Origin of the sequence: Mycobacterium sp. (assembly GCF_032161845.1) — a bacterium.
Classification (GTDB): Bacteria; Actinomycetota; Actinomycetes; order Mycobacteriales; family Mycobacteriaceae; genus Mycobacterium.
Genome location: NZ_JAVRQA010000435.1, coordinates 1 through 11,545, shown reverse-complemented (window position 1 = coordinate 11,545; position 11,545 = coordinate 1). Strand labels below are relative to the sequence as shown.

At 68.2% G+C, this 11,545-nt stretch carries 9 protein-coding genes and 1 pseudogene; 9 read left to right on the top strand and 1 reads right to left on the bottom strand.

Annotation, left to right across the window (positions count from 1 at the left end; all coding sequences use genetic code 11):
* Window positions 1-9: 9 nt before the first annotated feature.
* The gene (locus QOD90_RS23815; protein WP_526353697.1) at window positions 10-420 is read right to left on the bottom strand and encodes a YciI family protein; all 411 of its coding nucleotides are present in this window, start codon (window positions 418-420) and stop codon (window positions 10-12) included.
* Window positions 421-569: 149 nt separating this feature from the next.
* Here QOD90_RS23815 and QOD90_RS23810 point away from each other — a divergent pair, with 149 nt between their 5' ends.
* The 9 genes and pseudogenes from QOD90_RS23810 to menD form a co-directional block, all read left to right on the top strand.
* On the top strand, window positions 570-2,171 hold the full coding sequence (locus QOD90_RS23810) for an amidohydrolase (protein ID WP_526353695.1): 1,602 nt from the start codon (window positions 570-572) through the stop codon (window positions 2,169-2,171).
* The gene (locus QOD90_RS23805) at window positions 2,168-3,718 is read left to right on the top strand and encodes an MFS transporter (RefSeq protein ID WP_526353694.1); all 1,551 of its coding nucleotides are present in this window, start codon (window positions 2,168-2,170) and stop codon (window positions 3,716-3,718) included. The genes QOD90_RS23810 and QOD90_RS23805 overlap by 4 nt, the downstream gene beginning before the upstream one ends.
* Window positions 3,718-4,989: pseudogene (locus QOD90_RS23800) on the top strand (YhgE/Pip domain-containing protein); the annotation flags it as partial. The gene QOD90_RS23805 and the pseudogene QOD90_RS23800, both read left to right, overlap by 1 nt.
* 54 nt (window positions 4,990-5,043) lie before the next feature.
* A complete protein-coding gene (locus tag QOD90_RS23795; RefSeq protein WP_526353692.1) occupies window positions 5,044-6,606 on the top strand; it encodes a long-chain-fatty-acid--CoA ligase in 1,563 nt (520 codons plus the stop codon).
* A 90-nt stretch (window positions 6,607-6,696) separates the two neighbouring features.
* On the top strand, window positions 6,697-7,656 hold the full coding sequence (locus tag QOD90_RS23790) for an o-succinylbenzoate synthase (protein WP_526353690.1): 960 nt from the start codon (window positions 6,697-6,699) through the stop codon (window positions 7,654-7,656).
* A gap of 53 nt (window positions 7,657-7,709) precedes the next feature.
* Complete coding sequence (locus tag QOD90_RS23785) at window positions 7,710-8,678, top strand: GlxA family transcriptional regulator (protein WP_526353701.1); 969 nt, start codon at window positions 7,710-7,712, stop codon at window positions 8,676-8,678.
* A gap of 6 nt (window positions 8,679-8,684) precedes the next feature.
* Window positions 8,685-9,428 carry a DJ-1/PfpI family protein gene (locus QOD90_RS23780; RefSeq protein WP_526353699.1) on the top strand — a complete coding sequence of 248 codons (744 nt, stop codon included), beginning with the start codon at window positions 8,685-8,687 and terminating at the stop codon, window positions 9,426-9,428.
* Window positions 9,429-9,555: 127 nt separating this feature from the next.
* On the top strand, window positions 9,556-10,338 hold the full coding sequence (locus QOD90_RS23775) for an alpha/beta fold hydrolase (RefSeq protein WP_526353688.1): 783 nt from the start codon (window positions 9,556-9,558) through the stop codon (window positions 10,336-10,338).
* A 12-nt stretch (window positions 10,339-10,350) separates the two neighbouring features.
* A partial coding sequence (menD, locus tag QOD90_RS23770) for a 2-succinyl-5-enolpyruvyl-6-hydroxy-3-cyclohexene-1-carboxylic-acid synthase (RefSeq protein ID WP_526353686.1) occupies window positions 10,351-11,545 on the top strand: 1,195 nt, incomplete at its 3' end.

Below are 11,545 nucleotides of genomic sequence, written 5' to 3'. Positions count from 1 at the left end.
TAGCTGCCACTACTTCTCGTCGCGCCACTTCCGTTCCTTCTGGACCCACTCGTTGTCCTGGTCGAACTCCTCGATCTCCGATACGCGGCGCACCTCGAGCTTCACGCCGGGGCCCAGCGGGCACTTCCCGGCCCACTGCTTGGCTTCGTCGATCGACGACACCTCGAGGATCCAGAACCCGTTGAAGAGTTCCTTGGCTTCGGCGTACGGGCCGTCGGTGACGACGGGCGGGTCGCTGCCGAAGTCGACGACGAAGCCCTCCTCGGGTCCGGTCAGGCCTTCGGCGGCGAGCAGCACGCCCGCCTTGATGAGGTCCTCGTTGTAGGCGCCCATGGCCGCGATGATCTCGCTGAAGTCGACGTTCTCCTCGACGAACTTCTCGGCTTCTGGGGTGGACCGCATGATCAGCATGTACCGCATTTCGATCTCCTTCTTCGTGGTGGAAGGGCCTCGTCATTCTTGTCCAGGGTGGCCCTCACAACTACGTCGAACGGTGACCCCCCGATATCGACACGGCGGGTAAGAGAATCTTGCGACGAATTCTTTCGGCCCTCTGCAAGGATGGCGAGATGGCTGCTGACCTGGCTTTCTTTGGAACCGTGCTCACGGTTGACGACGCGCTTCCCACCGCGGAGGCGCTTGCCGTGGCCGACGGGCGTGTCGTCGCGGTCGGCAAGCGGGCCGACGTCGAAGGCTGGATCGGCCCCGACACCGAGGTCGTCGAGCTCGGCGACGGCTGCGTCATGCCGGGCCTCGTCGAGGCGCACGGGCACCCGCTGATGGAGGCCGTCGTGCTGAGCGACCGGATGGTCGACATCCGGCCCGTCACGATGCGCAGCGCCGACGACGTGGTCGCCGCGATCCACCACGAGGTCGACGCCCGCGGCGAGTCGGGGGCGTACCTCAACGGGTGGGACCCGCTCCTTCAGGTCGGACTGCCCGAGCCCACGCTGGACTGGCTCGACGACGTGGCTCCCGCGACGCCGCTGGTGATCATTCACAATTCCGGGCACAAGGCGTACTTCAACTCCGCCGCGGCGCGCCAATCCGGGCTGACCCGCGACACCCCGGATCCGAAGGGCTCCAAGTACGGGCGCGACGCCAACGGCGAGCTCGACGGCACCGCCGAGGAGACCGGCGCGGTGTTCTCGCTGGTCGGCAAGGCCATCAACCCTGCCGACTACCCGGCGATGCTGCTTGCGGAGTGCGCTCGGCTGAACCGCGCCGGGCTGACCACGTGCTCGGAGATGGCGTTCGATCCGATGTTCCGGCCGGTGCTCGTCGCATTGCACGACGACCTGACGGTGCGGCTGCGCACCTACGAAATGTCGACGGCGCAGATGTCCACCACCGAGGTGCCCGCCAACGGCGATGACGTCGTCCGCCAGGTTGGCATCAAGATCTGGGTGGACGGCTCGCCGTGGATCGGCAACATCGACCTGTCCTTTCCGTACCTGGACACTGACGCCACCCGCACCATCGGTGTGACACCGGGCTCCTGCGGGTGCGCCAACTACACCCGCGAGCAGCTGACCGAGATCGTCGCCGCCTACTTCCCGCTGGGCTGGCCGATGGCGTGCCACGTGCAGGGCGACGCCGGCGTTGACACCATTCTCGACGTGTATGAGCATGCGCTGCAAGCCAATCCGCGAGACGATCACCGGTTGCGGCTCGAACACGTCGGCGCCATGTCGGACGCGCAGCTGCAGCGCGCCCACGCGCTGGGCGTCACGTGCAGCATCTTCGTCGACCAGATTCACTACTGGGGCGACATCATCGTCGACGGGCTCTTCGGCCCCGAACACGGTTCGCGGTGGATGCCCGCCGGTTCGGCCGTAGCCACCGGCATGCGGATCTCGCTGCACAACGACCCGCCGGTGACGCCGGAGGAGCCGCTGCGCAACATCAGCGTCGCGGTCACGCGCATCGCGCCGAGCGGGCGGGTCCTTGGACCGGAGCAGCGGCTGACCGTCGAGCAGGCGATTCGCGCGCAGACCCTGGATGCGGCGTGGCAGCTGTTCTCCGACGACGTGATCGGTTCACTGGAGGTGGGCAAGTACGCCGACCTGGTGGTGTTGTCGGCCGATCCCCGCGCGGTGCCGCCGGAGACCATCGCCGATCTGGACGTGCGCGCGACGTATTTGGCGGGACGGCGGGTGTACGGCGGATGACGTGCCCGGCCGCCGAGGAGCAACGCGGCCGACCGCCGACGGCGGTATCGGGTGCGGCGGCCACCATGACGATCGTCGCCATGGGATTGGGTTACAGCATCACCGCCGTCGATCCAACCATCCTGTCCGCCAACATCTCCGAGGTGCGTAGGGGACTGGACCTTTCACCGAGCTCGGCGAGTTTCGTCGCCAGTCTGGCGACCCTGACCCTGGCGGCAGCGGTGCTCGGGGCTGGCGCTCTCGGCGATCTGTACGGCATGAAGCGCATGTTCACCTTCGGCCTGTTCGGGACGGTCGGGTGCGGGGTGCTGGCCGCACTGGCGCCGAACGCCATGGTGCTCATCGTTGCCCGCGCCGGGACGGGGGTGGCGTTCGCGTTCCTGTTGGGTCTGTCGCTGGCCATCATCAACGCGGTGTTCCCGCCGGAACGTCGAGCGGCCGCGATCGGGCTCTACCTGGGGGCGGGCTTCGCGCTGAGCACGCCGATGCCGGCCATCGGCAGCCTGCTCGCCGAGCACGTGGGATGGCGATCCGGCTTTCTCGTCGCACCGGTGGCGGCGCTCGTCGCACTGGTGATCCACCTGCGGTACGTGCCGGAGACGCCGCGGTCCCCCCGGCGACTCGACGTGCCCGGCCTGATCCTCGTCGCCGTGGCGCTGCTGGCCCTCGTCTACGGCATCTCCCGACTCCAACGCGGGCTCACGACCGGCGCCCTGATCCCGCTGGTGCTGGGAGTCGTTGCCGCCGTTGCCTTTCTGATCCGCGAGCGCCGCACTCCGGATCCCGCCCTCGACCTCCGAATCTTCCGGTCCGGCAGGTTCAATGCCGCCGTTACCGCCGGGGCCACGTTCAACTTCCTGACCGGCGGATCGACGATCTTGTTCGCCTACTACCTGGTCGTGGTCCGCGGCGAGTCGCCGGCCCTTCTCGGTCTGCTGCTGGTCCCTGCCACGCTGCTGCAGGCGGTGGCCGCCACCGGCTCGGGTCGGGCTGCCGCCCGTCTCGGTGACCGCGCCGTCCTGATCGGCGGTCTGCTCCTACTCCTCGCCGGCCTGTTGGTGTTGGCGACGATCGGCGAGAGTAGCTCGCTCTGGCTGCTCTTCGTCGCGGTAGCGCTGAACGCCGTGGGCGGTGCCGTGGTCCAGACCCCGCAGTCGACGATCATGATGTCCAGTGCGCCAAGCGATCTCGGTGGCTCGGTGTCGGCGGTGAAGTCGGCGGTCGGCCAGGCGGCGTACTCTCTGGGCCCGGCTCTGTTCGCACTCGTCGGCACCTCGCTGTTCGTCCACGACGCCACGCAGAAGCTCGCCGGCTCCGGGATCACCGTCGCCGAGGCACGCGAGGCGTTGCAGGTCGCGCACGGCACCTCGACGTCGCCAGGCGGTGTGAACGTGCTCGACCCGCAACGAGCCAGAGAAGTCGTCGAGGGGGCGACGGATTCGATGATTCACGCCATCCACACCCTCAGTCTCGTGATGGCGTTGGTGCCCGTCGCCGCGGTCGTCCTCGCCATCGTTCTGCTGCGCCCGACCGAACAGGAATCCTGATGCCCGCACCTTCACGTCCACGGCACGCGGTGCCCGATCCGTACACGACGATCCGCACGCCACGCTTCTGGTTGACGCCAATCCTGGTGTCGCTGGTGGTGTTCTCGGCGCTGGCCGCCCTCTACCTCGGCGGCATCCTCAATCCGACGACGAACCTGCGGCACTTCCCGGTCGCCGTGGTCAATGCCGACCCAGGGCCGTCGGGCAAGCAGGTGGTCGACGGGTTGACCGCTGGGCTCAACCCTGAGCAGTTCGACGTGCGGGTGCTCGCCGCCGACGAGGCGACCCGGCAGCTGGACACCGCGCGCATCTACGGAGTGGTGCAGATCCCCGCCGACTTCTCGGCGAAGCTGGCCGCCCTCGGACCCGGCGCCACGAAGCCGGGCGAGGTGACCCGCCCCGTCGTCACGGTGTCCACCAATCCTCGGGCTGGCGAACTCGGGGCGAGCATCGCCGGGGTGGCACTGGGCAAGGCGGTCAACGAGATCAACGCGAAGGTCGGCCACCAACTCTCCGCGCAGGTGGCTCAGGCCAGCGGAGCACCGCTGCCCGGTGGCGTGGCACTGGCGCTGTCGGCCCCCATCGACATCCAGGTGAACAACCACGATCCGCTGCCGAACGGCACCGGTAACGGCCTTTCGGCGTTCTACTATGCGCTGCTGCTGTTGCTCGCCGGCTTCACCGGCAGCATCGTGGTGAGCTCGCTGGTCGATTCGATGCTGGGGTACGTCCCCGCCGAACTGGGGCCGGTCTACCGGTTCGCCGAGCAGGTCAGCATCTCCCGGTTCCGCACCTTGCTGCTGAAGTGGGCGATGGTGGTGATCATGGCGGTCTTGACGTCGGCGGCCTACATCGGCATCGCCACCGCGCTCGGCATGCCCATCACCCACGGTTGGGCGCTCTGGCTGTACGGGGTGTTCACCATCACGGCCGTCGGTGTCACGTCGACGTCGCTGATCGCGGTGCTCGGATCGATGGGCCTGCTGGCGAATCTGTTCTTCTTCGTGATGCTCGGTCTGCCGTCCAACGGCGCGACGATTCCGTTGGAGGCGGCGCCGCGGGTGTTCGGGTGGTTGGCGACGTTCGAGCCGATGCACCAGGTCTTCCTCGGTACGCGGGCGCTGCTGTACCTCGACGGCCGCGCCGACGCCGGGCTCGCCCACGCCATCACGATGACCGCGATCGGTCTGGCCATCGGGTTGCTGATCGGTGCCATCGTCACCCGCCTCTACGACAGGAGGGGTCTTCGGCGGCTTCCCGCCGACGTCGAGGCGAAGTAGGGAGAAAGACACCTGACGGGGCCCGCTTCATGGCAGCCTGTTTCAATGTCCGATCTGGCTGAGCCCACCTTCCTCGACGAACGCACGGCCCATTGGGCGAAGACCAAACCCGACGACGAGGCGATCACCTTCAAGGATCGCACCTGGACGTGGTCGCAGTGGGACGAGCGCATCCGGCGGCTCGCCGGCGCCTTGAGCGAACGTGGCATCGGGCGAGGAGACGTCGTCGCGTTCCTGGACAAGAATCATCCGGCTTGTGTGGAAACTACTTTGGCCGCAGCCTCTTTGGGTGCTGCGACCGCGATCGTCAACTTCCGGCTGGCCGCCGACGAGCTCGACTACGTGCTCAACGATTCTGGCGCGAAGGTGCTGATCGTCGGGGCTGAGCTGAAGCAGGCGGTCGACAAGATCCGCGACAAGCTGAAGAGCGTCGAGCAGATCATCGAGGTCACTCCCGAGGGTGGTGAGGGCGACGAGTACGAGGCGATGCTCGCCGCGGCGACACCCGTGGACCGCAGAGATGACGTCGAACCCGACGACGTGGCGATCATCATGTACTCCTCCGGCACCACCGGCAGGCCCAAGGGCGTGGCCTTGACGCAGGCCAACCTCATCGCGCACACCGTGAGCGCGTTCGACGGCTGGGAGCTCGAGGAAGGCGACAAGAACCTGGTCGCCATGCCGCTGTTCCACGTCGGCGGTTCGTCGTACATGCAGTTGGGGCTGCACACCGGGGTGGCCAGCTACATGACCCGCGACGTCGACGGGGCGCAGCTGGCAGGCGGAATCCTCGCAGGTGCGAACCGGACCTTCCTGGTACCCGCGGTGCTGGCGAAGGTGCTGGAGTCCGGCGACGACGCGGTGAAGCTGTTCGCGGCGTTGAAGACCTACGGCTACGGCGCGTCGCCGATGCCGCTGCCGCTGCTGCGCAAAGCCCTGGAGGCCTGGCCGGACACCGACTTCATCCAGGCCTACGGGCTGACCGAGGTCGGCGGCGTCATCAGCCTGCTGGCCCCGGAAGATCATCGCAACGGCGATGAGGAGCGCATGGGCAGCGCAGGCAGGGTGGTGCCGGGTGCGGAGGTACGGGTGGTCGACCCCGACAGTCTCGAAGACGTTCCTCAGGGCGAGCAGGGTGAATTGTGGTTCCGCACAAAGCAATTGATGAAGGGTTATCACAACAAGCCCGACGCGACCGCGGAGGCGATCACCGAGGACGGGTGGTTCCGGACCGGCGACATCGGCAGGGTCGACGAGGGCGGCTACATCTACGTCGAAGACCGGCTCAAGGACATGATCATCTCGGGCGGGGAGAACATCTACTCGATCGAGGTCGAACGGGTGATCGCCGAGCATCCAGCGGTCGCGGAGGTAGCCGTCATCGGCGTGCCGGACGAGAAGTGGGGTGAGTCCGTCAAGGCCGTCGTCGCGCTCGAGGGGGAGGCGACCGAGAAGGAGATCATCGCGTTCGCCCGTGAGCGGCTCGCCGCCTACAAGTGCCCGAAGACGGTCGACATCGTCAAGGAACTGCCCCGCAACCCCACGGGCAAGATCTTGAAGAAGGATCTGCGCCAGCCGCATTGGGAGGCGGCGGGCCGCAAGGTCTAACCGAACCATTTTGTGGCGAGCGTGAATTTCACGACGCTGTGAGCGGCTTTCGCGTCGTCATGTTCACGCTCGCGGCGTAGCGTGCCAGGCGTGACGCCCCCCCTGGACGATCTGCTGGAACGTCTGCACGTCGTTTCGCTGCCGATGCGAGTTCGCTTCCGCGGCATCGACTTTCGTGAGGTCGCACTGATCGATGGGCCTGCGGGGTGGGGCGAGTTCGGCGCGTTCCTGGAGTACGGGCCCGACGAGGCCGCCCACTGGTTGGCCTCGGGTGTGGAGGCCGCGTACGTCGCAGCGCCAACACCGCTGCGCCAATGGATTCCGATCAACGCCACCGTGCCCGCCGTCCCGGCCTCGCAGGTGCCCGAGGTGCTGGCTCGCTTCCCCGGCGCGGGTACCGCCAAGGTGAAGGTCGCCGAGCGGGGTCAGACGCTCGCCGACGACGTCGCCCGCGTCAACGCGGTTCGCGAGCGGGTGCCGGTGGTCCGCGTCGACGCCAACGGTGGCTGGACCGTCGCCGAGGCAGTGGCCGCCAGCGCGGCGCTGACGGCGGACGGGCCGCTGGAGTATCTGGAGCAACCCTGCGCGACGGTTCCCGAGTTGGCAGAGGTGCGTCGCCTGGTCGACGTGCCGGTGGCCGCCGACGAGAGCATCCGCAAGGCCGACGACCCGCTGCACGTGGTCCGGTCGCGCGCCGCCGACGTCGCCGTCGTGAAGGTGGCGCCCCTCGGCGGGGTCACGCGACTATTGGAGATCGCCCGACAGATCGACATCCCGATCGTCGTGTCCAGTGCGCTGGATTCGGCTGTCGGCATGTCGAGGGGGCTCCTGGCCGCGGCGTGCCTGCCCGACCTGCGCTACGCCTGCGGGCTCGGTACCGGCGGTCTGTTCGTCGAGGACGTCACCGAGGCGGTCGTGCCGGTCGACGGTCGGCTGCCCGTGGGGGCCGTGGCGCCCGACCCGGCGCGGCTGTCGGCGCTGGCTGCGTCGCCCGACCGACGGCAATGGTGGATCGAGCGGGTCAGGGCGTGCTACCCGCTGTTGTCCTAATTGGTGGGGTACCTGGCATAGACGCCATCGCCTAGGTGATCGACACTGAGGATGTGAAGCGGTCGGTGGTCCTCGTCGGGTTCCAGGGTGTGCAGGCCCTCGACCTGGTGGGCCCGTTCGAGGTGTTCACCGGGGCGACGCTCTGCCTCGCGGGCGAGGGTCGCGGCGACGACGGCTACGAGGTGACCATCGCCGCCGCGAACGGGAAGTCCATCAGCACCGGGACGGGACTGGAGATCGTGGCAAGCCCGCTGCCCGATCCGCGCCGGTCCGTCGACACCGTCGTCCTTCCCGGTGGGTTCGGTACCGACGCGGCCCGTCGCGACGAAGACCTGATCGCGTGGATTCAGGCGGTGTCCGAGAACGCCCGACGCGTCGTCAGCGTCTGCACCGGTGCGTTCCTGGCCGCTCAGGCAGGCCTGCTCGACGGCTGCCGGGCCACCACGCACTGGGCCTTCGCGAACCAGTTGGCAAGTGAATTCCCCGCCGTCACAGTCGATCCCGAGCCCATCTTCCTGCGAAGCTCACCCAAGACATGGACCGCGGCCGGTGTCACGGCGGGGATCGACCTCGGCCTGTCGCTCGTCGAGGACGACTACGGCACCGACGTCGCGCAGACCGTGGCCCGCTGGCTGGTCCTCTATCTGCGCAGGCCGGGGGGTCAGACCCAGTTCGCGGCGCCCGTGTGGATGCCGCGAGCCCGACGCGCCCCGATCCGCACCGTGCAGGAGGCCATCGAGGGCGAACCCGGCGGCGCGCACAGCGTTCCCGACCTTGCTCGTCGGGCGGCCATGAGCGCACGACACTTCACTCGGGTCTTCACCGACGAAGTCGGCGAGGCACCGGGCGCCTACGTCGAGCGGGTGCGTACCGAAGCCGCCAGGCGCCAACTGGAGGAGACCGACGACACCGTCACCGTCATCGCCGGGCGGTGTGGCTTCGGCACCGCAGAGACGATGCGGCGCAACTTCGTTCGACGGATGGGCATCTCGCCCGATCAGTATCGCAAGTCGTTCGCCTAGAGGAGAATCATGCAGATCGCCATCGTGCTCTACCCCGGCTTCACCGCGCTGGACTTCATCGGCCCGTACGAGGTGCTGCGGAATCTGCCCGGCGCGGAGGTGCGGTTCGTCTGGCACCAGCCGGGTCCGATCACCGCCGACTCCGGCGTGTTGGTCGTCGGCGCCACCCACTCGTTCGACGAGACCCCTTCGCCCGAACTACTTCTCGTCCCTGGCGGCATGACGACGTTCGAGCACGCCCGCGACGAGAAACTGCTCGATTGGGTGCGCAAGGTCGATGCGGGCACGACGTGGACGACATCGGTGTGCTCGGGATCGGTGATCCTGGCCGCCGCCGGTCTGCTGCAGGGCAAGCGCGCCACGTCGCACTGGTTGGCCGTGCCGACGCTGAAGGCGTTCGGTGCCACGCCGGTGAGCGACGAGCGGATCGTCACCGAGGGAAAGATCGTGACCGGTGCTGGTGTCTCGGCGGGCATCGACCTGGCGATGTGGTTGGCCGGCCAGATCGCCGGTGAGGCCAAGGCGAAGGCGATTCAGCTGGCCATCGAGTACGACCCCCAGCCACCTTTCGACTCGGGCCACCTCTCCAAGGCGTCCGCGGCCACCAAGGCGACGGCGGTAGCGATGTTCTCGAAGGACCTGTTGACTCCCACGCAGATGAAGGCCACCACGCTGCTGCTGTGGGACCAGGCCATCCGCTCGGCCCGCGGCCGCGGCAAGAAGCGCCACCCCGCGGTTTCGGCGCGCTAATGTTGTTCGCGACATCTACCTCAGCGTCGTGGATCGCGAGATTTCACGACGCTGGTGTAGATCTCGCGAGCCGGGTGGGGCCAGCGGCGATGAGACACCCCAAACCGCTCCAAGTAGGGTCGGCCGGGTGAATCTGGCCTACGACGACCGCGGCTCGGGCGAGCCCGTCCTGTTCATTGCCGGCCGCGGAGGAGCGGGCCGGACGTGGCACCTGCATCAGGTCCCCGCCTTTCAGCGGGCCGGCTACCGCGTCATCACGTTCGACAACCGCGGTGTCGGCGCCACCGAGAACGCGCAGGGCTTCACCACCGAACAGGTGGTGTTCGACACGGCGAAGCTGATCGAGAAGCTCGACGCCGGCCCGGTCCGCGTGGTGGGGGTGTCGATGGGTTCGTTCATCGCCCAGGAGTTGATGTTGGCCAGGCCCGACCTGGTGTCCGCAGGGGTGTTGATGGCCACCCGCGGCCGCGAGGACCGGACCCGCGAGTTCTTCAACACTGCCGAGTACGAGTTCTTGCAGACCGACATCGAACTGCCGGCGAAGTACGACGCGAAGATGCGGCTGCTGGAGAGTTTCTCGCCCAAGACCCTCAACGACGAGAGCGCCGTCCGCGACTGGATCGACATGTTCACGATGTGGCCGACGAAGCCGACGCCCGGCCTGCGCAGCCAGTTGAGAATCAAGCCCGAAGGCAACCGCCTTCCTGCTTACCGGAACATTACGGCGCCGGTGTTGGTCATCGGCTTCGCCGACGACGTCGTGCTGCCGCCGCACCTTGGTCGCGAGGTGGCCGACGCCCTGCCGAACGGCCGCTACCTGCAGATACCCGATACCGGGCACCTCGGTTTCATCGAGCGTCCGGACGCCGTCAACGCCGCCGTGCTCGAATTCTTCGGCGCGGGGGTATGACAGGCTGTACAGGTGAACCCGTCGACGACCCAAGCGCGCATCGTCGTCGATGAACTGATCCGCGGTGGGGTCCGTGACGTGGTGCTGTGTCCGGGCTCGCGCAACGCTCCGCTCGCGTTCGCATTGCACGACGCGGACCGTGCCGGCCGTCTCCGGCTGCACGTGCGGATCGACGAACGCACCGCGGGGTTCCTCGCCATCGGGTTGGCCGCGGCGGGCTCTCCCGTCTGCGTGGCCATGACGTCGGGCACTGCGGTGGCCAACCTCGGGCCCGCCGTGGTCGAGGCCAACTACGCCCGCGTGCCGCTGGTCGTGCTCAGCGCCAACCGGCCCTATGACCTGCTGGGCACCGGCGCCAACCAGACGATGGAACAGCTCGGCTACTTCGGCACGCAGGTCCGCGCGACCATCAGCCTCGGACTCGCCGAGGGCGCCACCGAGACGATGGCGGCCCTCAACGCGCAGTGGCGCTCGGCGACGTGTCGAGTTCTGGTGGCGGCCAAGGGTTCTCGTAGTGCGAATGCGGGACCCGTGCAGTTCGACGTCCCGCTGCGCGAGCCGCTGGTCCCCGACGCGAACGAATCGGGGGAATACGCCCCCGCGGGTCGGCCCGACGGACGGCCGTGGACCCATACGCCGCCGGTGACGTTCGACCAGCCGTTGGACATCGACGTCACGCCGGACACCGTGGTCATCGCAGGTCATGGCGCCGGTGTGCATCCCAATTTGGCCGGGCTGCCCACCGTGGCCGAACCGACGGCGCCGCCAGCGGCCAACCCGTTGCACCCGCTGGCATTGCCGTCGTTGAGGCCGAGCCAGGTCATCATGCTGGGCCGTCCGACGCTGCACCGTCCGGTGTCGGCGCTGCTGGCCGACTCGTCGCTGCCCGTGTTCGCGCTCACCACCAGCCCGCGCTGGCCTGATGTGTCCGGCAACTCCCAGGCCACCGGCACCCGCGCGGTGCTCACCGGGGAGCCCGACGCCGGCTGGCTGGCGCGCTGCACCGGGGCCAATGCCCACGCCAAGGAGACGGTGCGCGCCCAGTTGAAGGCCCACCCGTTGACCACCGGCCTGCACGTCGCGGCTGCGGTCGCGGACGCCCTTCGGCCGGGTGATCAACTGGTCCTCGGCGCCTCCAACCCCGTCCGTGACGCGGCGCTGGTCGGACTGAACGCCACCGGTATCAAGGTGCGCTCCAACCGCGGGG